Origin of the sequence: Aromatoleum toluolicum (assembly GCF_012911005.2) — a bacterium.
GTDB lineage: Bacteria > Pseudomonadota > Gammaproteobacteria > Burkholderiales > Rhodocyclaceae > Aromatoleum > Aromatoleum toluolicum.
The window spans coordinates 25,060-51,368 of the sequence record NZ_WTVS01000035.1; the positions used below are offsets into that span (position 1 = coordinate 25,060).

The following is a 26,309-nucleotide window of genomic DNA, read 5'->3' on the forward strand; positions in this document are numbered from 1 at the left end:
GAGCATCGGCTCATACAACTCGACAGGGGCAAAACTGGCACACCGAGAATTCTTGACGCGCAAATACAAAAACGAATTACAGAACGTCCTCCTCCTCTGCCTCTAGGCAGGCCTTCGCGTCCGCGAGATGCATCTGAGTAAAATAAATAGTCGCCTCGACCCCTCCGAGGACAATCTCAATCTCGCTATCGTTTGCCGTCAAGACAAGTTCTTGCAGTGAATCACGTTGGGCATTTGCATATTGGTATGCAGCTGCGTGATTAGGGCAGAGAGATAGGTACGTCTCGCGAAATCTCTTAGGCAAATTTGGGATAAGCTCGACGGCTTCGAAATAATAACTCCCATTTGGAAGCTTGAAGGGAAGCGCCCCCTTGCAAACCTGACAAATCATCTGGCCATTGGTATTGGTGTACTGGTCAGCTAGGTAAATTTTGGCCTCCGTCTTAGCGGCTTCAGTGCCCAATTGCACTGACCTCTGTATGACCACAGACGTTTTGTCGGGAGTCTGCTTCGCCTGTTCAGAAACACGTTCTGCTCTTTGTTCAGCATTCCGTACGCTTCGCTCGGGCAGCTCGAATTCGTCCTCCTCGGGCTTATGAGCATTTGCCAAGAACCGTTCCTGCTCTGCCTCCGGTAGCCGTGCAAATGCCAGAGCACGCTGAAGCGCCTCCTCCGTTGAGAATCCAAACTCTGCGCGTTGTTTAGCACGGGCGGTGGTCTCGGTAGCCCGCCTCCGCTCTTCTGCTCCGAACTCCACCCTCTCCAGCCACGTATCCCCCGTGTCCACCGCAAAGCCCTTATGCAGTAGTCGTTGCGTTGCCTCTCGCGGTCTTACAAAGCTGCCGTCCGATAAAGGCACCCATTCAAGGTCTTTGAGCGTACAAATCAACTGGGAGTCAGCGAAATGTGAGCCACCACGGTCATTCCATTGAAACCGAGCACGCAACACTGACGCTCCAGCGCGGCGCATGGCTGACCACACCAGGAGCGAAGCAGCAATTTGCTTGGACTGGAGCATTCGCAGGGCTTGTGCCGTGATGGCGTAATCCCTGTCAATGTAGTTACCGGCGCGCTGGCCAGGCGCTTGGTACAGGTAAGACTTTTTGGGGTTGCCGTTACATTGGCATTGAACGAAGAGACCCTTAAATTCACTCTCACAACCGCACAAAGCTGCGAAGCGAGCAATTTTTTCCGCAGGTATCCCGCAGCTCAGGTACCAAGGGTCAAGCGGCCACCGACACTCTGATTGTTTTTTTGCTGACGCATAAAAATGAGCCAGTCCCGTGGGCAGATAGGGAGAATCGAGGTAGACGTCACTGGCCTTTCCCCAACCAAACTCCGGGCTGTCAATTCGAAAGAAGCAAGCTGCGCCTATCAAAGTACGCGCTTGAGGGTTTTTCTCGATAAACTCTATCAAACGCTTCAGGTCTTCGAGATAGATTTTTTCGCTCGGCGCCCCCCCCGGAGACCCGTATCGAGTACGCAATAAGAGTCCGATTTCCTCCCATTCACCGGGGACTTTGACCCCGATGTTCATCAAAAACTTTCTGGCCTCCGCCTGCTGAGTCTTTCGTGTTCCACAGGTCAAGACCTCCTCGTCTACGCGTGGGAGAGGGTCTTGGAGGCTCAGTGGTCCCGTTTGGAAGTACGCTCCACGCGGCACCCTATAGGTTCCGTTGGCCATGCGAACGATGCACGTTTCGTCAAGTTCACCATAATCACTCTCGTCCTCACAGAACTTGCCCAGCGTTGCATACAGCGCTTGGTGCCACTCCAATGGCTTGCTCGAGAGCCACTCGATGACCTTAGGGTCGATATCGATATCAAAAAACCCCCGGGAATCCTTTCTAGCACGGGCCTCAAAAAAGTCGCGGAGGCTGTCCGCATCCCAGTAGGGAAGCTCAAGACTGTCGAGAAAGCGGTCCTGCAGACTGTTTTTCTGCGTAGCGCCGATTGCCCACGTTGGCGAGTCCATCCGTCCAGTAACAAAGGCGAGGTCCTCGTCACTCAGAAGCGCCTTCATTGCAGCACGCGCTTGGATGAGGCTATGACCCGCTGCGTGGCCTCCGAGATTGGTCGGAACCAGTGCGCGAGTCTTCATCTCAGCAATAACTTCACTACGGATGATTTTGTATCGCTCGGGCAGCACATCAGAGTTATTTGGGAGTACCGCGAGAAACTCGCCAGTTAACAAGCCGAGCAGCTTTATTTCATGAAGTGACTTCGCGGCAACTGCCGCCAGTTGCTCAAAAAGAGGTACGTTTTCTGGTGAGTTCTTTATGCTTGCACGACTCAGTTCCGGAACGAACGGGGCGTGCAAGTGAAAGCGCAGACCGGATGTCTCTTTGTCGGCGGGAAAGAACACGGCCACTTTGCCCCTGACAGCTGGCGAAATTTTAAACTGCTTAGCCAGGGGTCTCTTAGCGTCGAAGGACTTGGTGTCACCAATGAAGGAAAGCTCATAGGCCACCGCAACACGCTGCCTTTCCACGTCTTCAACTGGCGCCGTGAACCGGTGCAAATGCTCTACAGGGGCGCTAAAGCGCAACCAGTGGGAGCTAAAAACCTCCTTACTATCCAATAACCTTAGCACTTCTACGTGAGACTCGGAGTGCTGTTCACGGAGGACCTCGCCCTTTTGGCCTCCTACCGTCCAGCGGATATACCGGAGGTTGTTGAGGAAAAGTAGCGTCGTTTCCGACAGCTGTTCGAGCCCAGCCTTGACTTCAGCGTAGGCATCCTTGGCGTTCTTCTTAGGGTTGTTAAACGGGAACTCAAATCTTGTATTTCCGCCAAGCTCAGGCTTCTGCGGCACTTCCTGCGGCAAAACAAGTTTCAGAATCTTGAAGCTAAAATCCTGCGAGTAAACAATTGGCGTGTCCGTGTAGACGAATACGGATTTGAAGCCCACTCCGAACTTTCCAATCTTGTCGGGGTCATGCGCCTTGCTGCTGTTGAAGATGCCCGTAATGCCTCGGATGTCCCGCTCATCAAAATGACGCGTTCCGTTGTGCTCGAAGGCACATGAGTGCGGAAACAATTCAAAAGCAACTTCAGTCGCACCCGCATCCTCGGCGTTCTGAAGCAATTCATAGATGAAGTGCGCTTCGTCGGGGTAGAAGTCCTCGAAGATGCGTAAGTTAATGTCGCCCTCGTTAGCATCAAGGCCGTCGAGCAGTTTCTGGCGTTGCGCGGCGATTATGTGGATGACGCTCATGCCGGCCTCCGTACTTCTAGGATACCGAACACAGCCGGAGCTGCACGGATGTCTCCGCTCTCGGCGGAGCGACGCAGCGCAGCCATCCTAGCATCGAAATCAACCTTTGCTCGTTCGAGCTCCGCCTGCTTCATCACGCGAATTTTGTCGTTGGTCGCACGCCCAATCTGCGACTCGACGAGGGCTCTGCGAGCCGCAAAGCTCGCTGTGAGGCTTTGCATTCGCACACCTACTAGTTGCCGGTTATCCTCAGCATGCTGAGTTGACTCGGCGCGCCATCGCCGATGATGAATGGCGTCCAATTGGTCCCAGACCTGCTGGGAAGGCAGCTCGAGTAGTGGAGCGTCGGTGGCTGCTTGCAGAAGTTCAAGGAGCGAGTCAGCCACAGCGACATCGTCAGTCACGGGGACTAGCTCTTCATCGCGCTTGGCCCCCTGCTTGGCCCAGCGATACAGCGCAAAGGCGTGCGTCCCCACTGGAAGCGTCGCATGCACCGCGCTAAGGCTCACCGTGACGGTTTCACCTTCTTGCAGACACACCGCTGCTTGGCGGAGCAGTGGATGCCCAAGCGACAGCAACACAGCGCCGGCGTTCTCCACTGCACACTCTTGTTCGAACGTAACCGATAGCGTCGGCGCAGTGCCCTTTAGCCATTTCTCCCACGCCCGGTACATGGGGTCACTTGAGCGAGGCAGCTTGCGGAAGTCCTCAAGCAACGTAGCCCGGGCCTCTTGACTTAATCGTAGGGACTTTAGCGGCTTCTCCCCCAATACGTAGTCGTGTTCCTTGTCCAAACGCCGCCTCAGGTAAGCCGAAACCGCAAGTGCGAGGGCTTGCGGTTCGAGCCAGTGGCTTCGTGACCTGGCCAGTCGCTGCTCCCAACTCGCTGCAGCCAAGTTCAGGCCAAAGAGTTCCCCTTGATGCTCTTCGAGGCGTTGCTCCTCCCTGATTTGCCGAATTTTGTTATCCGAAAGTTGCTGCAGCCGCTCTGCTCGTTCCTCTTCGCTGAGGCTGAAGCTTTCGGCGATGCTATGCAGCTCTCGAGTGATGTCGCCCAGAATTTCCTCGTTTCCACCAATCGCGTGCTGGAAGACCCCAATGCGCGAAAGGCAACGGTTGTAGATTTCCGCGTCAATGGTCCCCGGCGTAATCAAGTTGACGATGGCGATAGCCTCACTCTGTTGGCCATAGCGGTCGATACGGCCAATGCGTTGCTCGATACGCATTGGATTCCAGGGCAGGTCGAAATTAATGAGGCAATCACAGAACTGAAAGTCTAACCCCTCGCAACCGACCTCAGAGGACAACAACACATCGAGAGCCTCGGGGTCGTCCTTGGACAGAGAGAAGCGACGACGAAGTGCTGCACGCTCTTCGTCGGAAACGCCGCCGTGCACCAGGCCAAAGCGAATGTGGGCAGCGGTTAGCTTCCCAACTAGGTAGTGCAGCGTGTGCCTGAAGGTGCTGAAGACCAAGAGCTTGTTGCGTGGCATTGCCAGCTTTTCCTGAACCACCTTCATGAAAGCTTGGGCTTTCGGGTCCGTCGCGTCCAAACGCTTGGCGCGGTCCAGCAAAGACTGGATGTCACCTCGAATCTGGTCGACAAACTCGAACGAACGCTCATCGACGTCGTCGCCATCGTCTTCGGCCTCAAGTCGGGCAAGTTTGCCCTGCAGGATGTCCTCAAGTGTCGGAGCGAGGCCGTACAAGCTGCTCGCAGCCTGACGGCTGACCGTCGTCATCATGAATTTGACGTTCTGGTTGCCATGCAGCCGAGCCAGGATTCGGGCGATGACCCCTAGGAGGTCGTCGTGGAGGGCCTTTTGACTGGGTGTGAAGTCCGTGGGGACAGTCTCGGCCTTGCGTGTCGTGAACTCGCCGATGTCACGTCGACGAGTCCGGTTGATGAGCGAGCTAAACGTGTAGATGTCTTCAAGTGCCTGGATGGTCTTGATTCGGGCCGCACCGTCGTCTGCCCCTTCCGCAAGCCCGTCGTAGATGTGCTGGAAACCGGGGTTTGCGGCTAGTACCTCTCGGCCCCACGTCGTACCGGCTACATCGCGGAGGTGTTCTCTGACTTCTTCTGCCCATCCCGCTCCACTGCGCCGGCATGCTTGGATGCCGGCGTTGACGAACTGGTTGGGCTCCGCCATCTGCGAGAAGCTGGCTGGGTCAATGATGACGTCCGGGCGGAGGACATTGAGCAGCGTGTAGAGGTCCTCCCGCCCGAGCTGAACTGGTGTAGCCGAGAGGAAGACCACAGCGTCAGCGTTATCGGCGAAATAACGTACAGCCTGATGCAGAAACGTCTCTGCGTTGCGGATGTGATGCGCCTCATCGACGATGACTAAGTCGAACTTCGGGGGCGGGTCCAATTCCAGGAGACCTAGGTCGCGAGCCTTGCCCTTCCCGGGCTTGCCGAACAGCAGGTCATTGTCGAAGAGTGACGTCGGAACGATGACCTTCTCGTATTGAACGGGCCACTCGCCACTGAGGTGCGTTTCCTTTACACAGTGGCGAAGCAACGAACCATTGAGCGGCACGAAGTGCTCGTCGAAGCGCTTCATCTCGAGCTCCCACTTTCGCTCCGCGACGAGCGCCTTGGGGCAGATGATGAGTACCGACTTGATGTCGCTACGCGCCTGCAATTCCTTGATGATTAGGCCCGCCTCAATGGTCTTCCCCACGCCAACCTCGTCGGCAATTAGCAATCGGGGGCGGTCAGCACGGATGAGCTTGAAGACAGGTCGGTACTGGTAGGGAACAAATCGAACTCGGCCAGAGTTTAGAGAGTAGAGAGCGGAAGCTGAAGGCGACGATAGCTGCACGGCACTCAGCATTGCCGAGAGTTCGGTAGCGGTCAGATGCTTGCGACCGTTCACCGGTTCGTCGAGCGCCTGAAGTTGGCTTTCGTAGTAGACCTGTCGCGCACCGTTTTCGAAGACGCGGTACCGTGTCTCTGCACCGCCCCCCGTCAGCACCTCGAGCACGGCGAAGACTGTGCTCGGATTTGAGCGTAAGCAAAGGAGCTGACCAACAGCAAACTTCCATGCAGGCGGGACAGGAGCAGGCTCGGATGCCGGCTGAATTGGACGGGCCGATGCCGTAGGCGGAGCTGTTGAAGGGCCCACTGGCTCAGTCGGCCCTTCCGCTGATGGCTGCGCCATCCGTGTCAGCAATGCATTTTTATAGGCATCGACACGGCCAAGAAGGATTTCATCTGCGCCGACCACCCTCAATAGTCGGTCGAGGGTGTCGGCGTCTCGAAAGGCGTCGCCGGGGTTCAAACCGCCTGCGGGAGCATGAGCCCATCTGTTTCGAACGCTCTGAAGTTCCTTGACCCAGTTCCGGGCCTCCCGGGGAAGAGGCTCCGCACCAGCGAGCTCGCTCCAGTTCTGGTCTAGCACCCTTAAGACCGCAGCCAGGTCAAAACCCGAGAGTGTCTGAATGCGCTTTTCCTCAACGAGCCTCTGCTGTTGAAACGTCAATCGATTGACGACGTTTTCAGCCCACCAGTTCCGCCCGAGCGCTGGAAGTTTTCCCTCCAGCCAGCGTGAAATCTCCCCTCCTGATGCATGCAGAAGCTCGTTCATCCTTTTCCCCGGAAGCAGTATTGGACAACTTTTGCCAAGCTCCGCGAAAAGCGAGGCCTCCCAAGCTCTCAACGTCGAGTCAGCGCCGCCCCGATACTTTGAGAATAGCTCGGCAACGTTCCCAAAAAAAACCACTTTAACATGATGTCGTATGCCGTTTAGGCTGGCTACCGCCTATGCTAACTGCAGATGCCTTCCATAGCCCCGAGCCACCGGCACACCAACGAATTCCGCGCAGGGAACGGGGTCTCCGAGCAGACATGACTTTACTCGACCGCCCTGTCTACGGCGATAGAACTCCCGACATGTTTCAACTCCCTCCAGAAGGGTCAATACGCTTGAATGTCTTGAAGGCGAAGCTGGCGGCAAAGACAGCCCCTTGTCTTCCTAACTGCATATCATCCTACCCTGCCGACGCGTAATAATCGTCGCCTGACGGACTGCGGCTTGCATCCCAGCGATGCTCCGAGCTTCCAGGCGTGGTCTTTCTCTGCGAAGGGAATCTTCAAGTTCAGGCTCATGACGGCTCCAGGCGAGCGGGTGGCCGCGGGCAATCTATCCGCGAGCGTTTAACTCTTCGACGCCGTACGCATTATTGGCCACATCTCATGCGCCGAAGAACAGGCCCCGTATGCCAGCCGCCCCCGCGGAACCAAGGAGTCCTTCAGTTCAGAGATGCTAGAAGGGAACGTCCATGTCATCAAAAGGCTGCGTCTTCGAAGACGAAGCCAACGGCGGCGGCTCATCTTCAACGCTGCGGCTTCCAACCCCCGCTCCATTTAGGGCTTGCTCAAGCGCTTTCTCGACAGCGTCAATGCGCGCCTTGCAGACGTTGTAGGCTTGGACCGACTCAGTCACGATGGTCAGCAGGTCATCGATGTTCGGCTCCTGCTGGTTGCGGAGGCTCTCCGCGTGGTTCTGCAGCACCCCATAGGCCTGCTTGAAGGTTGTTTCAGCCATTCCTACATCCTCATTTCACACGGGTCGCCACGCGACCATCCCTGAACTCGATTTCCAGGTCCGTCCCTGACGGCGCCCCCGAAACCGAAGTAACTGGCTTTCCTTGCCGGTCCCGGGCAATAACAAAACCTCGGGCGAGTGTCTTCTCAGGCCCCTGCCCGGCCACCTCACGAAACAGCGCGACGGACGCGGTCCGTGCATCGGCAGTGACCCGCCTCGCAAACGTCGTCACCTCCCGTAGCCCGAGCTGAATCGACTCACGACTGCGGCGGATGTCGACCACAGCCCGGTCGCGAACGGACTCCATTCTCGCGGTCGTCACCGTACGCGCCGTCCCGACGACGTTGCCAGCCTCCGCCCTGATTTCAGCAAACAGGGTGGGCACCTCACGCCGGGCCTCCGACAGGAGTTGATGCGCGTCGTGACGAACTTCGGTCAATAGTGCGTGCGTTCCCCGTTTGGCATCGTGAACCGTATTCGTGGCATCGAGGCGCAGCTCGTTGATGAGCGATGACGTGGTTTCCTTCGCTGTGGCCACCTGCCGCAGCGCACCGGCCTGGATGCCCGAAACACTCTTCTCAAGCTGCCCCTTGGTCACGTGAAGGTGGTGCCGAACGTGGCCGACGAGGAACTCAAGGTCAGTCTGGGCCTCATCAACTCGCTTGCGGATGGTCTGTTCGATGCCGGCAATGACCTTGCTCGGCGTATCAAACCGGGTGTTCGCCACTTCATCCAGGACCGTGCTGTCACGCTCATGGCCGATTCCGGTGAGTACAGGAATGTTCAGCGTGCAAAGCGTCTTGGCCAACTCGTAATCGTTCAGCCAGGCGAGGTCCGTGACCGCACCGCCGCCGCGGATGATAACGACCGCATCCGGCTGCCCGTCGGCTTCGCTCCACCGTCCCAGTGCCTCCCCCAAGGACAGACGAATCTCGTGGGCGGCACCCTCCCCTTGAAAGCGGCTGTGGGCATAGACGAAATGGCAGATGCCGAATCGTTCGAGCCGCATGGCCTCTGCCTGGAAGTCCCCCAGCCCGGCTGCCCCCTGCGGAGCTATCACTAGCACCACATTGAAATCCCACGGGAAGGGCAGCTTCTTGTTGGAGCCGTAGATTCCTTCCTGCGTCAGCCTGGTGCGAATTTCTCGCTTTCGCGCCTCAAGGTCCCCCAATGTGTACTCGGGGTCAATCGCATCAATCTCAAGACTGAATCCATACAAGGTCTTGAAGGCCGGCTTCGCCCGGACGAGAAGTTTCATGCCCGGGGCGATGCTCGCGCCCGTAGTCCGCTCGAACTCAGGCAGAATTTTGCTGGCCGTATTCGCCCAGATGCTCCCTCGAGCAGTCGCCAGCACAACTCCGTCGAGCGTCCGTTCGGAAAGCTCCAAGTAGATGTGACCGTTCTTCGTTCTGGCTTCAACCACTTCAACAATGGTCCAGACGCCCGACTTGAACACGTGAGCAACCGCCTGAGCAACACCACCCAAGAGCTGAGAGAGGGGGACTCCCTTCCTGGCCACTACGACATCCTGCAGGGCCATTTGCGTGACTGGAACGATGTCCTTTGTGTTTGCAGAAACGGCGGCCGCTGCCATCTTCCCGGCTGAGAGCCAGGCATCAAAGGGGGCGAGGTCCCTCCCGTCCGGCACATACCACTTGCGAGCGTCGGGGTCCCAACGAGCGCCAAGAGCCTTGGCTTCGTCCTTTGCCTTGAAAGGGACGTCGAGGTATGTATTAGCCATAGGTCGAATTATGCAGGAGTCGGGTTCGCCTGCCTGTCGACCTCTGCATGCCTTCCAAACGGCCATCGAGGCGCAGCCGGCAGCAAGGACCAGAGGTAACGAGCTTTATAGACCGGGTGCGGACGGTGCAGTGAAGCCCCCGGAACTCCCCCCGTTCCCCGGAGGGCGCTCGCGAGGCCGTAATCAATGCCTCACTAGGTAAGCGCCTCTCCGTCCGTGTGCCGGCAGGTCCTTGCTTCCAGGAAAATCAGAGAGGGTGATATTGGTCCAGTCCTTGGCGAACGACGTCTTCGTCGAACATTGAGGCCGCCTTGTTAAGGTTGCCGCACATCGAATGAACGAGTCTCAGACCTTCGGTGGTGAGCGAGGCTCTCACAGAATAGTCGCGTCCCAGCATCCGCTCCATTCGCGGTGCCACGTCATGGCGCTCAAGTTCCACAAGCCCACGCTGCTCGAGGCTCTCAAGGGTCGAAAGGATTTCTGAATACTGAAAGAACCCCTGCGAGACGCCGGGCATCATGATGAAGATATCCGCCGTATCGAACATCTCGACGGGGTTTCCCTCTGGGTCACAATACGAACAATCGACATACTCCGCATGAGCAAGCGACGTCAGCGCATAGAGTTCGCGCATGGTCATGTCTGCGTAATCGTTCGAGAGGACCGAGTAGGTGACGGCCCGAGTTACGCGCCCGAGCACACGAAACGCTCCTTCGTCGAGTTCTTCCTCGTCGAAGTCGTTGTCGACCGATACGGGAGGAGTGGGACTTGCGTAGGACTTGATGCCGGTGCGCGACTGACGACGTTTCTGTTTGCTCATACTTCCTCCGAAAAAAGGGTGCAGGAAGGATGAGCCCCATCCGTGCAACCCGGCTGCCTGCCCAAATGGGGTAAGGCCCGATGGCTTTGCGTCCCGCACTTCCGCGCGGTTTGCCCTTGAGACATGAGGAATCTACCAAGTCCAGTTGAACCGTTCAACCCTAGCAGCATAGCGCAGCACCAAAAGGGGGAATGTCGTGCGGCGCCCTCTTCATCCGCGGCATCTGCGCCGCTTACCCGGACAAAGAACTCTTCGAGGGGAACCTCAATGCCGATGAGCGCGCGACCGTAGCTCTGGATGCCTACGGCGGCAGACTTCCCCCGATGAGCGCGGGCCAAGTGCGCAACGAAGGACGGCCGACCACGAGGCCGAAGCGCCCGCGGGCCGCAGCCCTGGGTACTGCAATCTTCGTGGGGATTGGCACCGCCATTGGCGGTACCACGTGGGCACGGCGGGTCGATGCAAGGCTGGAACAGGAGGCCGCAAGCACGGCGCACCCGCGGCGGGTCGACCGCCCTTGGCCGCCACATTCGGAAATGTCTCTACACGCCACTACAATGTACTGAGCGTAGCGTCTCGACCACATGTCACGATAACGGCACGCTTCCGCCCGTCACGGCGAAGCTACTTCACCTCATCGACCAGTACCGTCCACCCTGTGTCTGGCAGGTAATGGGCTCGGTACATCAGATTGCGCCCTCGCCGGACGGCCAAGGTGGCTGCGGTGCAGCCCCTTGCCTCCTCTTTGCAGAGCTGAATGAACTGGCGCACCCCATCTGCACCGTCAAGCGAGGTCTTCAACTCCTCGCGCATCGACAGATGCCCGTGCGGTCGCCACCGCGTGCAGTTGGCGGACAGGGTCGCAGCCGTGCGGCCAGGCAAATTCAACAGGGCATCAGCAAGCTCGTGGCAGAAGCGAACTTCGTCATCGCCCGGACCAGCGCCTGCCCAGCGACTGACGGCCATGGCTGCCGAGTAGCGCATCTCCATCAGTCGCGCACCGATGGTCGACTTTCCCGCCTTCTTCCCTGGCTGCCCTGCACCGCTCGCACTTTTCGGACGGGGCTTACGAGGGGTAGAGCCCGGCTTGTTCGGTTCGGGAGTGTCCTCGGCCCCTGCGTCGGCTGCAAGCCACTGGGCGACCTGGTAGATATCGACGCATTTGCGCCCCCCCAGGGACTTCACATGAAAGGGAAGCTGACCGCGGGTAATGAGGTGCGCGAGCGCCTTCTCCGACTTGCCAAGAATCTTCGCCAGGTCGGGAGCGTAGAGGACGAACTGCCCCGGATACTGCGCCTGCAGGTGCTGGAGAACTTGGTCGGTATTCACGGCGCCGCCCACCAGGGCAAAGAAAAAACCCACCAAAAACCCACCAAAGAGTGGGTCGAGGTGGGTTTTTCAGGGGTCAGATGGGATAGAATGTCGTCGCCAACATTTCGCTAACCCACTGATTTATAAGGCTGGCGGAGAGTGAGGGATTCGAACCCTCGATACGAGTTTTAGCCCGTATGCTCCCTTAGCAGGGGAGTGCCTTCGACCTCTCGGCCAACTCTCCAACCTTTGAGCCCGACATCATAGCGACCCAGGGCCCATCGGTCAAACTTAATTATGCAGCCACATCGAGGCCGAATGCCTTGTGCAGCACGCGCACGGCGAGCTCGAGGTACTTCTCCTCGATCGCGACCGAGATCTTGATTTCCGACGTCGAGATCATCTGGATGTTGATGCCCTCTTCGGCCAGCGTGCGGAACATCTGCGAGGCGACGCCGGCGTGCGAGCGCATGCCGACGCCGACGATGGAGACCTTGGCCATGGTCCGGTCGGTGACGATCGTGCGGGCGCCGATATGCTCCTTGACGGCTTCGAGCACCTTCACGGCCTTGTCGAGCTCGCCGCGAGCGACGGTGAACGAGAAGTCGGTCGTGCCGTCCTTGCTCACGTTCTGGATGATCATGTCGACTTCGATGTTGGCATCGGCGACCGGCCCGAGGATCTGGTAGGCGATACCCGGCTTGTCGGGGACGCCGAGCACCGTGAGCTTGGCTTCGTCGCGGTTGAAGGCGATACCGGAGATGACGGGCTGTTCCATGTTCTGTTCTTCCTCAACTGTGATGAGCGTGCCCTCGCCTTCCTCCTGGAAGCTGGACAGGACGCGCAACTTGACCTTGTACTTGCCGGCGAATTCGACCGAGCGGATCTGCAGCACCTTGGAGCCGAGACTGGCGAGCTCGAGCATCTCCTCGAAGGTGATCGTGTCGAGCTTGCGCGCTTCCGGCACGACGCGCGGGTCGGTGGTGTAGACGCCGTCCACGTCGGTGTAGATCTGGCACTCGTCCGCCTTCAGCGCGGCCGCGAGCGCGACGCCGGTGGTGTCGGAGCCGCCACGTCCCAGCGTGGTGATGGCACCGTGCTCGTCCACACCCTGGAAACCGGCGACGACGACGACGTTGCCCTCGTCGAGGTCCTTCTTGATCGGCGCCTCGTCGATATTCAGGATGCGCGCCTTCGTATGCGCGCTGTCGGTGAGGATGCGCACCTGGCCGCCGGTGTAGCTCTTCGCCTTGACGCCGATGTCCTGCAGCGCCATGCACAGCAGGCCGATGGTGACCTGCTCGCCGGTCGACACGACCACGTCCAGCTCGCGCGGATCGGGCGCACCTGCGACCTCCTTGGCGAGCGCGATCAGGCGGTTGGTTTCGCCGCTCATCGCGGACACCACCACCACGACCTGATTGCCGGCCGCCTGGAACTTGGCGACCTTTCGGGCGACGTTCTTGATGCGTTCCGGATTGCCAACGGAGGTGCCGCCGTACTTCTGAACTATCAGTGCCATCGTCGTATCCAAATAGCGGTGCATAAAACACGTGATTTTAGCGAAAGCCGGGGGACTTTGCAGTTCCGTGTCGTTGGTGCCGTCAAGCCCAATCTGGGCACTTATGGATTGCGGTTAACCCTAGGACTTTTGATTTTCCCGTTGTATTTGTCCGGAATAGTAATCTATACTTTGGTTACCATATGACTTAAGTCGTATGATCGCCCTAGGGCGCAGCTGATCTTCATAGCACAACCGACTTCACAACAGAGGCCAAAGAGATGAAAAGCACTGAAACCATTGATGTTCGCGAGATCCGCCGCAAGCTCGGTCTGAACCAGTCGCAGTTCTGGTCGAAGATCGGCGTTACCCAAAGTGGGGGGTCGCGTTACGAGAGCGGCCGCAACATTCCGCGTCCCGTGCAGGCACTGCTCCGCCTCGTTCACATCGAACAGATCGACATCAACAAGGTCAAGAAGGAAGACGTCGAAGTGGCCGAGTTCCTGAAGGCTTCGAACCCGGATCTGTTCAAGACGCTGAAGAAGGAAGCCCGTGCCAAGCGCAAGGAGCGGACGTCGCGCTAACCCGGTCGGAGTAACACATGGTCATCAGGGGCTGACGCGAACCGTCAGCCCCGTTTTTCTTATGCGCTCGGCGATCGCCTCGAGCTCGGCCTCGGTGAGCGGCGACAGGCGCGGGGCCTCGGGCTGCAGCGAGGGTCGCGCGATACCGTAGAGCAGCACCCCGGCAAGGCGTTCGACGCCGGCCTTTTCCAGCACGGCCAGATAGGCGGCGATGTCCGCATCGGACGGCGCCTGCCCGTCCCAGCGGAACATGCAGGTCTGCACCCAGGTGGTGCAGCGCTCGGCGCTCGCCTGCAGGCGGCGCGCGACCGCGTCGGGGTCCGGGCCGACGCCGTTGATGCGGCGCATGCCGGCCCGCGTACCCGCATCGACCTTGAACCATACTTCCCCGCCCGCTTCGCCCAGCCGACGCACGCCCTCGCGCACGGTCGCCTGCCCCATCAGGCTGCCGTTGGTGATGAGGCGCAGCGGCACCTCGGAGCCGAATCCGAAGCGCGCCCGCAGGCGCACCGCGATCTCCACCGCATCCGCGAATTCGGCGGCGCTGGTCGGCTCGCCGTTGCCGGAGAAGGCGATGTCGCGGACCTGGCGCAGGCCTTCAGGGACGTGCCGCTCGAGGTAGTCGCCATGCACGAGCGCATCGAGGAAGCCCCCGAGCTCGGCCTCGAGTAGCGCGAGGTCGATGCGGGGCGCGCTGCCGCGCACGAGGTCCGGCACCTGGCAGTAGGCGCAATGCCAGTTGCAGGCGTTGTTGGGATTCAGGTTGATGCCGACGGACACGCCTCCGGCGCGGCGCGACAGCACCGGATAGACGTAGGTGAGCCCCGCGAGATCGCGGTCGTGGTTGCGGATCGTGAGTTGCCGGTCGCTGGATGCCATCGATGAAGGTGCCGCGCATCGCGGTCGAAGTGAGCAAGGGGCGCCCGGAATGGGCGATCAGGGTCGGGTGCTATAATCCGCGCCCTGCACTCCCGAGGTCAATCATGCGCATCACCCGCCGCCTGGAATTCGACGCAGGACACCGGATTCCGGACCACGCCAGCCAGTGCCGCCACCTGCACGGCCACCGTTACGCGATCGAGATCACCCTCACCGGGGGTATCATCGAAGCCGCCGGCCAACCGGTCAATGGCATGGTGATGGACTTCGGCGAGGTGAAGACGATCGCCAAGGCGCATGTGGTGGATGTCTGGGACCACGCCTTCCTGGTGTTCCGCGGCGATGCGCAGGTCATGCAGTTCCTCGCCTCCATGCCGGGCCACAAGACGGTCGTGCTCGACTGCGTGCCGACCGCGGAAAACCTCGCGCGCGAGGCCTTCCGCATCCTCGACCCGCGCTACCACGACAGCTACGGCAACCACCTGCGCCTCGAGCGCGTACGCCTGTACGAGACGCCGAACTGCTGGGCCGACGCCGTACGCGACGACGCCGGCCTCTGACACGGCGGCAGGATCAGTCCTCGGCCGCGGCCGCGGCGACCGCCTGCGCCAGCGCGGCTTCGCCGCGCACCACGCGCACTTCGCGCTGCGGATAGGGGATCTCGATACCCTCGGCACGGAAGCGCTTCCACACTTCCAGGTTGATGTGGGAGATCACGCCGAGCGTGCCTTCCTGCGGATCGGCGATCCATACCGCGAGGCGCAGGTCGACGCCACTCTCGCCGAAGGCAACGACGAAGGCCTTGGGCTCCGGCTCGGCGATCACGCGTTCATGCGTCTTCGCCGCCTCGACGAGGATCTGCATCGCGCGCTCCAGATCCGTGGCATAGCTCACCTGGATGTTGATCGGCACGACGATGCGCGTGTCGCTGTAGGTTTCGTTCTGCACGACCGAGCCGATCAGGGTCTCGTTGGGGACCAGCGATTCGATGCCGCTCGCCGCGCGCAGCACCGTGTAGCGGGTGTTGATCTGCGTGACGACGCCACGCTCGGCGCCGACCGAGATCAGGTTGCCGATGCGCAGCGAATGGTCGAGCAGGATGATGAAGCCCGAGACATAGTTCGCGGCGATCTTCTGCAGGCCGAAGCCCAGGCCCACACCCAGCGCCCCGCCGAACACCGACAGCGTGGTGAGGTCGATACCGACCATGGGCAGCGCGATCAACACTGCGACGACGATCAGGAGCGCCTTCGCGACCCGCATCAGCACGAGGCGCATGCTGTCGTCGAGGCCCGCGGCGCCGCTCAGCCGGCGCTCCAGCGCGCCCGCCGCCCACAGCGCGATGAGCAGCGTGAACATCACCATGCCCACGCCCTGCAGCAGGGTCCATAGCGAGAGCTTCTGGCTGCCGATCTTGAAGGACACGCTCTCGAGCGCATCGATCACTTCCGGCAGCCAGCCGAGGATATGCAGCGCGACCACCGCCCACGCGAGCGATGCGAAGACGCGCTCGAAGCTGCCCAGCCAGCTCGAGCGGCCTATGCCCTGCCGCACCGTGAACACGACGAAGCGGATTGCGGCGAACGAGGTCAGCAGGGGCACCGCCAGATTGAGCAGGTGCACGCTCTGGTACTTGCCCAGCACCGCACGCGCGGCGAACACGAAGATGAGTGCCGACAGCGGGAACAGCACGCGGCGCAGGCCGCTGCGGCCGAAGCGCTGGGCGGCGGTTTCGGCGTCGCTCCGGCGGGCGACGCGCTCGAGCATTGCACGTTCGATCAGCCACGCGAGCAGGAGGCAGCCGACCAGGGCGCCGAGTTGCCACAGGACGGACGGACTCTGCAGGTCGCTCCAGGTATCCATGAGCATGGCGGCGAAACGAATCTCTTCATTCACGTTCCGGGTTTCCAGGGCAGACGGGTGATACGGGTTGCGTCCGCGCGGTGGCGGCGCCAGTTGTCGAGGTAGATCTGCGTGAGCGTGCAGTTGTCGCGCAGTACCAGAAGGTTTTCGGCGTTGCGCTTGACGGCCGACTTGGTGAAGTTGAAGGAACCGGTGACCAGCGCGCAGGCGGGCCCTTCGGCGTCGGCGATCATGACCTTGTTGTGGGCAGCGGCAAAGCGCGTCTCGAGCGACACCGGGATGCCGGCCGCGAGCAACTCGGGCAGCACGTTACCCTTGCCGCGCTTGTTCATCTTCGCGTCGGCAAGCACCTCGACGCGCACGCCACGCTGGTGCGCGTCGATCAGCGCGTGCGCGATCGGCTTGCTCGTGAAGGCGTAGGCCTGCACGTGCAGCGTCTTGCGCGCGTCGTCGATGACGTCGATGAGCAGCGCCTCGGGGCGGTCGGCGGGGGAAAACGCGACCTCGACCGAGCCGCGCGCGGGCAGCCGCTGGCTGGCCGCGGCGAATTGCGTCGCCATTGCAACGAACGCGAGGGCGACGCCTGCCAGCAGCCGCCCCCGTGCATCACACCACCGCATCCACGCGCTCCAGCACGGCCGCGAAGAAGCCGTCGGTGTCATGCACGCGCGGCGTCAGGCGCAGGCGCTCGCCGGTGTCGAGCGCGATGCCCTGCTTGCCGAGCACGTCGGTGGCGCTGACCTCGCGGAACTCGGGATGCGCGGCGAGAAAGGCATCGACGATACCGTCGTTCTCCTCGGCGAGCAGGCTGCAGGTCGCATACACGAGACGGCCGCCCGGCCTGACGAGACGTGCGGCCGAGTCGAGGATCGCCCCCTGCTTGGCAACCATCTCGGCGACCGACTCGGGCGTCTGGCGCCACTTGAGGTCCGGGTTGCGGCGCAGCGTGCCGAGGCCGCTGCACGGTGCATCGACCAGCACGCGGTCGGCCTTGCCGGCGAGGCGCTTCACCTTGGCGTCGCGCTCGTGCGCGATCAGTACCGGATGCACGTTCGACAGGCCGGCGCGCGCGCAGCGCGGCTTGAGCTTGGCGAGGCGCTTCTCCGACACGTCGAACGCATACAGGCGGCCGGTCGAGCGCATCAGCGCGCCGAGTTGCAGCGTCTTGCCGCCGGCGCCGGCGCAGAAATCGACGACCAGCTCGCCACGCTTGGGTTGCACGAGGAAGCCGAGCAGCTGGCTACCCTCGTCCTGCACTTCGAAGGAACCGTCGAGGAACAGCGGGTGCTTCTGCAGCGCGGGCTTGCCGGCGAGGCGGATGCCCTGCGGCGAATACGGGCAGGGGGCGGCGTCGATGCCGTTGACCTTGAATGCCTCGAGCACCTTGTCGCGGTCCGTCTTCAGCACGTTCACGCGCAGATCGAGCGGTGCAGGACGGTTGAGGCTGTGCGCGAGTTCGAGCAGCGTGGCTTCGTCGTGCGTCACCAGCAGACGCTCGGCGAGCCAGTCGGGCATGTCGGCGCGTTCGCCGAGCGAACCTTCATCAAGCTCCTTGGCCTTGATCCCGCCGATCCAGTCGCGCTCGGTGGCCGACGCGAGACCTTCGAAGTTGCGCATCGGCCAACCTTCGCCGCGCGCGAGCCACGCCAGCAGCAGCGCGCGCGGACGCGCATCCTCGCCGACGAGGCGGCGCAGCCAGCGCAGGCGCCGCACGATGCCGTACACGGCCTCGGCGATGAAGCCGCGGTCGCGATGGCCGATCTCGCGGTTCTCGCGGAAGTGCCGCGACAGGACGACGTCGGCCGGGTGTTCGAAGGTGAGCACCGCGCCGAGGACCTGGGCGGCGTGGATCAGCAGGCCGCGCGAGGCGGCCTCTTCATGTCTTGCCATAGTTGTTCTTCAGTTTTCGATGGATGGATGGGCGAAGGCATTGTCCTCCGCCCGCAATTCGATCATGTCCTCTTCCGCCCGCTCGCCGCCGGCCCCCGCCACGGCAGCTTCGTCGCCGGCCGACCCGGGGGGCGACAGGCGCAGCTCGACGGCCTGCTGGTCGAGCACCTCGCCCTTGTCGTCGATGACGCGGATGCGCACCGGCAGCATGCCGTAGTTGCGCGCGAGCCAGATGTCGATCGTCAGGCTGCCGTTGCGCGCCTCGGCACGCACGCGCACGGTATCCAGCAGCCCGATCGGCAGGGGCAGCTTTTCGGGTCCGACGACCTCGACACTCGACGGCGTGGCCTCGCGTCCGGTGATAACGTTCAGCTCGGTCGATCCGCTGACCGCGCCGACGATACCGATCTGGTGCCACAGGCTGAGGAGATCCTGATCGCCCGGGCGCACGTCGGCGACGCGCTCCTTGGCGCCGCGTTTCATCGTCACCTTGCGCGCATTCCAGTCGAACACCGCGTTCGCCGGCGTCTTGCGCGATTGCTCGACGCTGAAGCGCTCGGGCTTCAGGCCTTCGCGTCCGACGCTGCCCTCGCTGCTCTGGGCGTAGTGGAAGGAACGGAACATGCCGACGACGCCGGTCGTGCGCACGGCGACCGACATGCGATAGCGTTTGCCGTCGTGCGACCACTCATGCTGCGCCTCGCCGACGGCGAAACCGCCCTCGCCCAGATGCACACGGAAGCGGATGCTGCCACGCTCGGGCCAACCGGTGATGTTGAACCCCTTGAGGTCGGCGGCTGCGACCAGCTCCGCGGCTGCGTCGGCGACGGGCGCCGCATCGACGGCCGGCGGCGCCTCCGCCGCAGGCTGCGTCGCGACATCCGCAGGCGCCGCGAGGGCGACCTCCCCGCCCTCGCCGCCCTCTCCGGCCGGCGCCGTCAGCGGCACCACAGGCGGCGCTTCGGCCGCGGGCGCGGGTTTGGGCTTCGGCTTGGGTCGCGGTTTGGGCTTTTCGGGCACGACGGGCGACGGCGGGGGCGTCACGACCGGCGCGAGGTCGACGACCGGCTTGGGCTCGGGAATCACGAGCGTCGCGTGCAGGAGCGGCGGCTCCTGCGGCACCTCGCCGACGTGCGCAGGCCAGCCCGGCAGACTCAGCACGAGCGCATGTGCGAGCACCGAAGCGCCCGTCGCGAGGATCAGGATTGTCGGCTGTCGCACGCTCCATCCCCGGGATTCCGATCCAGCGACGGAATCGTCCACCCGGCCGCATCGATCGCTTCGTCGCGCACACGCACTTGGCCCTGCGCGGTGATCGTCAGCCGGTCCTCGACGAACCAGCGCACCGCCTGCGGGTAGATGCGATGCTCCTGGCGGAGGACGCGCGCCGACAGGCGGCCCTCGTCGTCATCGGGCAACACCGGCACGACTGCCTGGATCACGACCGGTCCGCAATCGAGCTCCGGGGTCACGAAATGCACCGTCGCCCCATGCGCCCGCACGCCCGCGTCGATCGCCCGCTGGTGCGTGTGCAGTCCGGGGAAAGACGGCAGCAGCGAGGGATGGATATTCATCAGGCGCCCGTCGTAACGGCGCACGAAGGCGTCGGTGAGCACGCGCATGAAGCCGGCGAGCACGACGAGGTCGGCGCCGTGCGCGTCGATGCTCTCGGCGAGCGCGACGTCGAAGGCTTCGCGCGACGTGAAGGCCTTGTGGTCGACGACGGCGGTCGCGATGCCGTGCGCGGCAGCGAACTGGAGCCCCTTGGCGTCGGCGCGGTTGCTGATCACCGCGGCGATGCGCGCGCCCGGGATGCCCGCGTTCACGATGGCTTCCATGTTGCTGCCGCGGCCGGAAATGAGGATGACGATGGACTTCATGAAGGTGTTCTTGGTTTTCGGTTCGGACGCGCACGCGCGCGTCGGGGGAGTCGGACAGGGACCGGCGCGCGATGTTCCGCAGACACTCCGGCACCGGCGCACGGAGGATGGATTTTCGCCAATGATACCGGAACGGCGCTCCGGCCCCGAAACCCGGCCGGCGCGGCGGGGCGACCGGGCCGGGGCGGACTCCGTATAATTACATGTTGCGCCGCCTTTCCCCCGCCTCCCATGCCCTCGATCCACCTGCTGTCCGACCTCCTGATCAACCAGATCGCCGCCGGCGAGGTCGTCGAACGGCCGGCCTCGGTGCTCAAGGAGGTGCTGGAGAACGCGGTCGACGCGGGCTCGCGCGCGATCGACGTGCAGCTCGAACAGGGCGGCGTGCGGCGCATCCGCGTCGCCGACGACGGCTGCGGCATCGCCAAGGACGAGCTGGCGCTCGCGCTCGAACGCCATGCGACGAGCAAGATCGCGAACCTCGACGATCTCGAGCGCGTCGGCACGATGGGCTTTCGCGGCGAGGCGCTGGCGGCGATCGCGGCAGTCGCGCGCACGACGCTGACGAGCCGCGCCGACGGCAGCGCGCACGCTTGGCGCATCGACGGCGCCGACCGCAGCGTGGCGCCCGCGGCGCTGGGCGCGGGCACGGTCGTCGATGTCGCGGACCTGTATTACAACACCCCGGCGCGGCGCAAGTTCCTGAAGTCGGAATCGACCGAATACGCGCACTGCGACGAGATGTTCCGCCGCGTCGCGCTGGCGCGCCCCGACATCGGCCTGCAGCTCGCGCACAACGGCCGAGTCGTGCATCGCCTGCCCGCCGCGGACCACGCACGGCGTGTCGGCGCGCTGATGGGCGACGATTTCCTCGCGCAGGCGCGCGCACTGGATGCCGATGCGGGGCCGCTGCGCCTGTCGGGGTTCGCGTCACTGCCCGCGTATTCGCGCGCGAGCCGGGACGCACAGTATTTCTTCGTCAACGGCCGCTTCGTGCGCGACAAGCTGCTCACCCACGCGGTGCGCCAAGCCTATACGGACATCCTGCACGGCAACCGCCATCCGGCCTACGTGCTGTTCCTCGAACTCGACCCGGCGGGCGTCGACGTGAACGTCCATCCGGCCAAGATCGAGGTACGCTTCCGCGAGGCGCGCGCGATCCACCAGTTCGTGTTCCATGCGCTGACGCGCACGCTCGCGGAATCCGGTGCGGGCCTTGCATCGCGCGACGAAGCGGCGGCGGTGACGACCGCCAGCGCCGCGTACGCGCCCGCAGCGCGCGCACCGGACGAACGCCCGCGCCCCTTCGGCGGCTACGGCAACGCGCCGCCAGTGCAGGGGCGGCTGGCGATGGATTCCGCGAGCCGCAGCTACTTCGATTTCGTCGGCACCGCGCGCGAGCCCGCAGGGGCCGCCAATCTCGCTCCAGCCCCAACGCCAACGGCCAGCGCGGCGCCACAGGATTTCCGCCCGACCGCCTTCGCCCCGGCCGCGGGCCGTCCGATCGGCGCGATCGCAACGTCGCTGCCGCAGCACGCCGACGACTCCGCCCCGCTCGGCTACGCGCTCGGCCAGCTCCACGGCATCTACATCCTTGCGCAGAACGCGAAGGGGCTCGTGCTCGTCGACATGCACGCGGCGCACGAGCGCATCCTGTATGAGAAGCTTAAGACCGTCCTCGACGGCACCCCGTCCGTGCAGCGCCTGCTGATCCCGGCGGTATTCTCGGTGAGCGCGAAGGACATGGCCGCAGCCGAGGATTGTGCCGACGTGCTCGCCGGCATGGGTTTCGAGATCGCGCCCGCCGGTCCGCAGGAACTCGCCGTGCGCGCGGTGCCGGTGCTGCTCGCGAACGCGCCGGTGGCGGAGCTGCTGCGGAAGCTTCTCGAAGAGTTGCGCGAATACCCCGCCTCGGAAGTCGTCACCGCACGCCGGAACGAACTGCTCGCGACGATGGCCTGCCACGGCGCCGTGCGCGCGCACCGCAGCCTGACCATTCCCGAGATGAACGCGCTGCTGCGCGACATGGAGGCGACCGAGCGCGCCGACCAGTGCAACCACGGCCGCCCGACCTGGACCCAGCTCACGATGGGCGACCTGGACCGCTTCTTCATGCGTGGCCAGTAGCGGCGTCGAGCTGTCCGGCATCCTCCCCCCAGCCGCTCCGACTATACGAACGACATTTCCCACCGTGCATCGCCGGTCGGCATCCGCCGTTCGCCGTACCTGCCCATACCAGCATTTGGTTGCAATTTCGCAGGAGTTGGCGACAGAAATCGATGGCATGCAGACGGCAGACGGCCTATAAATGTAAAGGAGCGCCCACTTGGCGCTCGCGTGTCGCCCTGTCTGCCTCATTCCGCCCGCATAATGCGGGAAATTTGTCATTCACGCTTTCATCCCATTTTGCGAAGCCCGGACGAAGCGCGCGTTTCCGGGGTTGATCCACGCGAGGACAGCAAGCACATCGACAGCATCTCGCGCGAGGCGGCTCCGAGGGAGAAATGACCATGCGCACGCTATTGATGGTGTTGTGGCTGCTGTTGGCCGGAGTCACTCCGGGGACGGCCTCGGTCCAGGTATTCATCGGCATCAACCTGCCCGTATATCCACAACTCGCACGGGTGCCCGGCTATCCGGTGTATTACGCGCCGCGGGTGGCCGGGAATTTCTTCTTTTACGACGGCCTGTACTGGGTGTTCTACGATGAAGACTGGTACGTCAGCTCCTGGTACAACGGTCCGTGGACGCTTGTCGCGCCAATGGCCGTGCCCGTGTTCATCCTGCGGATTCCGGTGCGCTACTACCGCGATCCGCCGATCTATTTCCGCAGCTGGCGCCGCGAGGCTCCGCCGCGCTGGCACGAGCACTGGGGCGACGACTGGGCCGAACACCGGCGGGGCTGGGACCGCTGGGACCGCCGCGCCGCACCGCCGCCGGCGCCGCTCCCGATCTATCAGAAACGGTACTCGGGCGACCGTTATCCGCGCGACATCCGCGAACAGCGGGACCTGAGCGGCCAGCATTACCGCTATCGGCCGCGCGACGCGGCAGCGCGCGAGCTCCTGCCCCAGCAGACGCCCCCGAGAACGCGCGGGCCCGATCGCGACGACCGCGAAACCGTGCGCCGCGAGCGCCCCCCTCGCACGATGGAGCAGGATCGGCGGCGTTCGGCGCCCGACGCGGAATCCCGGCAGGGCAGCCCGGTTCAGCGGCGGGCCGAGCCAATGCAGATGGAGCCCCGGCAACGGGAGCCCCGACAGATGGAACCGCGCCGGATGGACCCCGGGCGCGAAGAGCGGATGCGGGAAAGGGAGATGCGTGATCGCCAGACGGGTGGTCCGCGCATGAACGAGCGCCCCCCTCAGGACCGGGGAGGCCGCGCGGAGCAGCAGGGACGCAAACAGCCACCGCAGGAAGAGGAACGCGGCTACCGCGGCAGGAACGAGCAGCAGAAGGAGCGATAGCGCGCGGCGCCCGTCTCGCGCCGTGCCTGGGGCACCTCACGCCGACTTGTCGTCCGCCCGGTCGTCGAAGCCGACATATTGCGCGGTGAAGCTTGCCTTGCCGGCACGCAGGAAACGCTCGAAATCCCATTCCCCGTCCACGAGCCGCCCCGCGTACTCCGGCCGGAAGACGTAGGTCCACGCCGTCTCCACCCGCCCGTCCTGAAGCCGCACGACGACCCGCCGGCGCTCGTACTCCTCGCCCTCGAAACGGTCCAGCCGCGGCCACGCGGATGCCGGCAGATCCAGATACAACACCCCCTGCACGCAGACCCGCGCCGCCGACACCATCCCCGGATAGGCCTGGCCGCGCACCGGCTGTCGCCGATACCCGTCCAGCGAGGCTGCAACGAAGCTGCAGCGCGTGCCACTCACCGCGGCCATGATGTCCTCGCACATCAGCGAACCGTAGGTAAAGCAATGCTGCATGCCCCGCGCCCCCGACGACCGCAAAGCCTCATCTTAGCGGCCGCGGCGATCGCGCGGAATCGCATCACCGCCGTGCCAGATTGCCGCCCAGCAGGTATCCTTGCACGCCTGCCGGCCTCCGCCGGCCCGCGACACAGCCCAGACACCATGACAGGCAAGCAATACGACGAATCGTCCTTCCGCGTCCTCAAGGGACTCGAACCGGTGCGCGAGCGCCCCGGGATGTACACCCGCACGGACTCGCCGGCACACATCATCCAGGAAGTCATCGACAACGCGGCCGACGAGGCGCTCGGCGGCTTCGCGAAGAAGATCCACGTGACGCTGCACCTCGACGGCTCGGTGAGCGTCGCGGACGACGGCCGCGGCATCCCGGTCGGCCTGCATCCCGAGGAAGGCGTCCCGGTCGTCGTGCTCGCCTACACGCGCCTGCACGCGGGCGGCAAGTTCGACAAGCGCGACGGCAACGGCGCGTATGCGTTCTCGGGCGGCCTGCACGGCGTCGGTGTCGCGGTGACGAACGCGCTGTCCACGCGCGTCGAAGTCGAAGTAAAGCGCGAAGGCAAGATCCACCGCATCGACTTCGCCGAGGGCGGCGAGAACATCGGCGCGATCTCGGTCGTCGGCGACTGCGGCCGCCAGACCGGCACGCGCGTGCGCGTGTGGCCGGACGGCAAGTATTTCGAGAATCCGCGCGTGCCGCAGAACGAGATCGAGCGCCTGCTGCGCTCCAAGGCGGTGCTGCTGTCGGGGGTGTCGGTGCGGCTCGACATCGAGCAGGCGAGCGGGCCGGCGCTGACCAAGACCTGGTCCTACCCCGACGGCTTGGCCGGCTATCTGCGCGAGCAGGCGGGCGACCTCGAGCCGGTGGCGCCGCTCTACACCGCCGAAAAGTACGCCGACAAGGACGACGCGACCTTCGCGCCCGGCGAAGGCGCGGCCTGGGTGATCGGCTGGTTCGAACAGTCGGTTCCGTCCGAGTCCTTCGTGAACCTGATCCCGACGGTGGCCGGCGGCACGCACGAAAGCGGCCTGCGCGCGGGCGTGTTCGACGCGGTGAAGAGCTTCATCGAGCACCATGCGCTGCTGCCGCGCGGCGTGAAGCTGCAGCAGGAAGACGTCGCCGGCCGCATGAGCTTCGTGCTGTCGGCGCGCCTGCTGGATCCGCAGTTCCAGGGCCAAGTGAAGGAGAAGCTCAACTCGCGCGAGGCGGTGAAGCTCGTCTCGTCGATGATCCGCGACCCCTTCGAGATCTGGCTCAACAACCACGTCGAGGCCGGCAAGGCGATCGCGGAGTTGTCGATCAAGCAGGCGCTCGCACGGCAGAAGAGCGCGCAGAAGGTCGAGAAGAAGAAGACCTCGGGCGTCGCGGTACTGCCGGGCAAGCTCTCGGACTGCGAATCGGAGGACATCGCCGACAACGAGCTCTTCCTCGTCGAGGGCGACTCCGCCGGCGGCTCGGCGAAGATGGCGCGCAACAAGGAGACGCAGGCGATCCTGCCGCTGCGCGGCAAGGTGCAGAACTCGTGGGAAATCGACCCCGACCGGCTGCTCGCGAACGCCGAGATCCACGACATCGCGGTCGCGCTCGGCGTCGATGCGCATGCCGCGCACAGCAGTCCGGATCTGTCGGGCCTGCGCTACGGCAAGGTCGTCATCATGTCGGATGCGGACGTCGACGGCGCACACATCCAGACCCTGCTGCTGACGCTGTTCTTCCGCCACTTCCCGGAACTCATCACGCGCGGCCACATCTACGTCGCCCAGCCGCCGCTGTACCGCGTCGATGTCCCCGCGCAGGGCAAGAAGCGCCCGGCGCGCCGCCTCTACGCGCTCGACGACGGCGAACTGGCGGCGATCCGCGACCGCGTCGAGAAGGAAGGCTTCAAGCCCGAATCGATCGAAATCGGCCGCTTCAAGGGCCTCGGCGAGATGAACCCCGACCAGCTGCGCGAGACGACGATGGACCCCGCGACGCGGCGCGTGCTGCCGGTGCAGGTGCGCGCCGACGCGCTCGACGACACGCTGCGCATGTTCACGCTGCTGATGGGCAAGGGCGAAGCCTCGGGCCGGCGCGCGTGGATGGAGGAAAAGGGCGATACGGTCGAGGCCGACATCTGATCCCGCGGAGCCGC

19 protein-coding genes, 1 tRNA gene and 1 riboswitch are annotated in these 26,309 nt (G+C 63.4%); of the genes, 5 read left to right on the forward strand and 15 right to left on the reverse strand.

The window, feature by feature from the left end; all coding sequences use genetic code 11:
- Nucleotides 1-76 precede the first annotated feature (76 nt).
- From GPA27_RS16425 to GPA27_RS16460, 8 genes are all read right to left on the reverse strand, one after another.
- The gene (locus GPA27_RS16425) at nt 77-3,217 is read right to left on the reverse strand and encodes a sacsin N-terminal ATP-binding-like domain-containing protein (protein WP_169141643.1); all 3,141 of its coding nucleotides are present in this window, start codon (nt 3,215-3,217) and stop codon (nt 77-79) included.
- On the reverse strand, nt 3,214-6,810 hold the full coding sequence (locus GPA27_RS16430; protein WP_169141644.1) for a DEAD/DEAH box helicase: 3,597 nt from the start codon (nt 6,808-6,810) through the stop codon (nt 3,214-3,216). Before GPA27_RS16430 ends, GPA27_RS16425 begins: the two co-directional genes overlap by 4 nt.
- 678 nt (nt 6,811-7,488) lie before the next feature.
- A complete protein-coding gene (gene xseB, locus GPA27_RS16435) occupies nt 7,489-7,770 on the reverse strand; it encodes an exodeoxyribonuclease VII small subunit (RefSeq protein WP_169141645.1) in 282 nt (93 codons plus the stop codon).
- Between the two features lie 10 nt (nt 7,771-7,780).
- Nucleotides 7,781-9,511, reverse strand: a complete 1,731-nt coding sequence (gene xseA / locus GPA27_RS16440) for an exodeoxyribonuclease VII large subunit (protein WP_169141646.1) — start codon at nt 9,509-9,511, stop codon at nt 7,781-7,783.
- 247 nt (nt 9,512-9,758) lie between these two features.
- On the reverse strand, nt 9,759-10,331 hold the full coding sequence (locus GPA27_RS16445; RefSeq protein ID WP_169141647.1) for a hypothetical protein: 573 nt from the start codon (nt 10,329-10,331) through the stop codon (nt 9,759-9,761).
- Nucleotides 10,332-10,371: 40 nt separating this feature from the next.
- Nucleotides 10,372-10,456: riboswitch (cyclic di-GMP riboswitch) on the reverse strand.
- Between the two features lie 499 nt (nt 10,457-10,955).
- Nucleotides 10,956-11,693 (reverse strand): helix-turn-helix transcriptional regulator, encoded by a 738-nt coding sequence (locus GPA27_RS16450; RefSeq protein WP_169141648.1) that lies wholly within the window; start codon nt 11,691-11,693, stop codon nt 10,956-10,958.
- A gap of 99 nt (nt 11,694-11,792) precedes the next feature.
- Nucleotides 11,793-11,886: transfer RNA gene (locus tag GPA27_RS16455), tRNA-Ser, on the reverse strand.
- 51 nt (nt 11,887-11,937) lie between these two features.
- Nucleotides 11,938-13,164 (reverse strand): aspartate kinase, encoded by a 1,227-nt coding sequence (locus GPA27_RS16460; RefSeq protein ID WP_169141649.1) that lies wholly within the window; start codon nt 13,162-13,164, stop codon nt 11,938-11,940.
- A 260-nt stretch (nt 13,165-13,424) separates the two neighbouring features.
- On the opposite strand from GPA27_RS16460, the gene GPA27_RS16465 reads away from it, so the two are divergent.
- A complete protein-coding gene (locus GPA27_RS16465) occupies nt 13,425-13,727 on the forward strand; it encodes a helix-turn-helix domain-containing protein (RefSeq protein ID WP_169126150.1) in 303 nt (100 codons plus the stop codon).
- Between the two features lie 24 nt (nt 13,728-13,751).
- On the opposite strand, the gene GPA27_RS16470 is transcribed toward GPA27_RS16465, so the two are convergent.
- A complete protein-coding gene (locus GPA27_RS16470; RefSeq protein ID WP_169141650.1) occupies nt 13,752-14,606 on the reverse strand; it encodes a radical SAM protein in 855 nt (284 codons plus the stop codon).
- A 104-nt stretch (nt 14,607-14,710) separates the two neighbouring features.
- On the opposite strand from GPA27_RS16470, the gene queD reads away from it, so the two are divergent.
- Nucleotides 14,711-15,166 (forward strand): 6-carboxytetrahydropterin synthase QueD, encoded by a 456-nt coding sequence (queD, locus tag GPA27_RS16475; RefSeq protein WP_169141651.1) that lies wholly within the window; start codon nt 14,711-14,713, stop codon nt 15,164-15,166.
- A gap of 13 nt (nt 15,167-15,179) precedes the next feature.
- On the opposite strand, the gene GPA27_RS16480 is transcribed toward queD, so the two are convergent.
- The 5 genes from GPA27_RS16480 to purN are packed head-to-tail and all read right to left on the reverse strand — an operon-like array spanning nt 15,180 to nt 20,239.
- A complete protein-coding gene (locus GPA27_RS16480; protein WP_256223003.1) occupies nt 15,180-16,502 on the reverse strand; it encodes a mechanosensitive ion channel family protein in 1,323 nt (440 codons plus the stop codon).
- Nucleotides 16,499-17,089 (reverse strand): phospholipase D family nuclease, encoded by a 591-nt coding sequence (locus GPA27_RS16485; RefSeq protein WP_211165048.1) that lies wholly within the window; start codon nt 17,087-17,089, stop codon nt 16,499-16,501. Before GPA27_RS16485 ends, GPA27_RS16480 begins: the two co-directional genes overlap by 4 nt.
- Nucleotides 17,076-18,359 carry an RsmB/NOP family class I SAM-dependent RNA methyltransferase gene (locus GPA27_RS16490; protein WP_169141652.1) on the reverse strand — a complete coding sequence of 428 codons (1,284 nt, stop codon included), beginning with the start codon at nt 18,357-18,359 and terminating at the stop codon, nt 17,076-17,078. Before GPA27_RS16490 ends, GPA27_RS16485 begins: the two co-directional genes overlap by 14 nt.
- 9 nt (nt 18,360-18,368) lie before the next feature.
- Entirely contained in the window at nt 18,369-19,580 is a 1,212-nt protein-coding gene (locus tag GPA27_RS16495; RefSeq protein ID WP_169141653.1) for a DUF3108 domain-containing protein, read from the reverse strand.
- Nucleotides 19,559-20,239, reverse strand: a complete 681-nt coding sequence (purN, locus tag GPA27_RS16500; RefSeq protein ID WP_169141654.1) for a phosphoribosylglycinamide formyltransferase — start codon at nt 20,237-20,239, stop codon at nt 19,559-19,561. Before purN ends, GPA27_RS16495 begins: the two co-directional genes overlap by 22 nt.
- Before the next feature lie 231 nt (nt 20,240-20,470).
- Here purN and mutL point away from each other — a divergent pair, with 231 nt between their 5' ends.
- On the forward strand, nt 20,471-22,366 hold the full coding sequence (gene mutL, locus GPA27_RS16505) for a DNA mismatch repair endonuclease MutL (RefSeq protein WP_169141655.1): 1,896 nt from the start codon (nt 20,471-20,473) through the stop codon (nt 22,364-22,366).
- A gap of 377 nt (nt 22,367-22,743) precedes the next feature.
- The gene (locus GPA27_RS16510; protein WP_246261176.1) at nt 22,744-23,706 is read left to right on the forward strand and encodes a hypothetical protein; all 963 of its coding nucleotides are present in this window, start codon (nt 22,744-22,746) and stop codon (nt 23,704-23,706) included.
- Nucleotides 23,707-23,742: 36 nt separating this feature from the next.
- Here GPA27_RS16510 and GPA27_RS16515 read toward each other — a convergent pair whose 3' ends face one another.
- Nucleotides 23,743-24,174: a gamma-glutamylcyclotransferase family protein gene (locus GPA27_RS16515; protein WP_169141656.1), complete on the reverse strand. Its 432-nt coding sequence runs from the start codon at nt 24,172-24,174 to the stop codon at nt 23,743-23,745.
- Nucleotides 24,175-24,321: 147 nt separating this feature from the next.
- On the opposite strand from GPA27_RS16515, the gene GPA27_RS16520 reads away from it, so the two are divergent.
- Nucleotides 24,322-26,295, forward strand: a complete 1,974-nt coding sequence (locus GPA27_RS16520) for a DNA topoisomerase IV subunit B (protein ID WP_169141657.1) — start codon at nt 24,322-24,324, stop codon at nt 26,293-26,295.
- Nucleotides 26,296-26,309 lie beyond the last annotated feature (14 nt).

What these genes read in the sequence shown, in the direction of transcription:
- mutL (WP_169141655.1), top strand. Translation starts at nt 20,471, where the DNA reads ATGCCCTCGATCCACCTGCTGTCCGACCTCCTGATCAACCAGATCGCC.
- GPA27_RS16460 (WP_169141649.1), bottom strand. Translation starts at nt 13,164, where the DNA reads ATGGCACTGATAGTTCAGAAGTACGGCGGCACCTCCGTTGGCAATCCG.
- GPA27_RS16425 (WP_169141643.1), bottom strand. Translation starts at nt 3,217, where the DNA reads ATGAGCGTCATCCACATAATCGCCGCGCAACGCCAGAAACTGCTCGAC.
- GPA27_RS16430 (WP_169141644.1), bottom strand. Translation starts at nt 6,810, where the DNA reads ATGAACGAGCTTCTGCATGCATCAGGAGGGGAGATTTCACGCTGGCTG.
- GPA27_RS16485 (WP_211165048.1), bottom strand. Translation starts at nt 17,089, where the DNA reads ATGCGGTGGTGTGATGCACGGGGGCGGCTGCTGGCAGGCGTCGCCCTC.
- xseA (WP_169141646.1), bottom strand. Translation starts at nt 9,511, where the DNA reads ATGGCTAATACATACCTCGACGTCCCTTTCAAGGCAAAGGACGAAGCC.
- purN (WP_169141654.1), bottom strand. Translation starts at nt 20,239, where the DNA reads ATGAAGTCCATCGTCATCCTCATTTCCGGCCGCGGCAGCAACATGGAA.
- xseB (WP_169141645.1), bottom strand. Translation starts at nt 7,770, where the DNA reads ATGGCTGAAACAACCTTCAAGCAGGCCTATGGGGTGCTGCAGAACCAC.
- GPA27_RS16445 (WP_169141647.1), bottom strand. Translation starts at nt 10,331, where the DNA reads ATGAGCAAACAGAAACGTCGTCAGTCGCGCACCGGCATCAAGTCCTAC.
- queD (WP_169141651.1), top strand. Translation starts at nt 14,711, where the DNA reads ATGCGCATCACCCGCCGCCTGGAATTCGACGCAGGACACCGGATTCCG.
- GPA27_RS16470 (WP_169141650.1), bottom strand. Translation starts at nt 14,606, where the DNA reads ATGGCATCCAGCGACCGGCAACTCACGATCCGCAACCACGACCGCGAT.
- GPA27_RS16490 (WP_169141652.1), bottom strand. Translation starts at nt 18,359, where the DNA reads ATGGCAAGACATGAAGAGGCCGCCTCGCGCGGCCTGCTGATCCACGCC.
- GPA27_RS16520 (WP_169141657.1), top strand. Translation starts at nt 24,322, where the DNA reads ATGACAGGCAAGCAATACGACGAATCGTCCTTCCGCGTCCTCAAGGGA.
- GPA27_RS16510 (WP_246261176.1), top strand. Translation starts at nt 22,744, where the DNA reads ATGACCATGCGCACGCTATTGATGGTGTTGTGGCTGCTGTTGGCCGGA.
- GPA27_RS16515 (WP_169141656.1), bottom strand. Translation starts at nt 24,174, where the DNA reads ATGCAGCATTGCTTTACCTACGGTTCGCTGATGTGCGAGGACATCATG.
- GPA27_RS16465 (WP_169126150.1), top strand. Translation starts at nt 13,425, where the DNA reads ATGAAAAGCACTGAAACCATTGATGTTCGCGAGATCCGCCGCAAGCTC.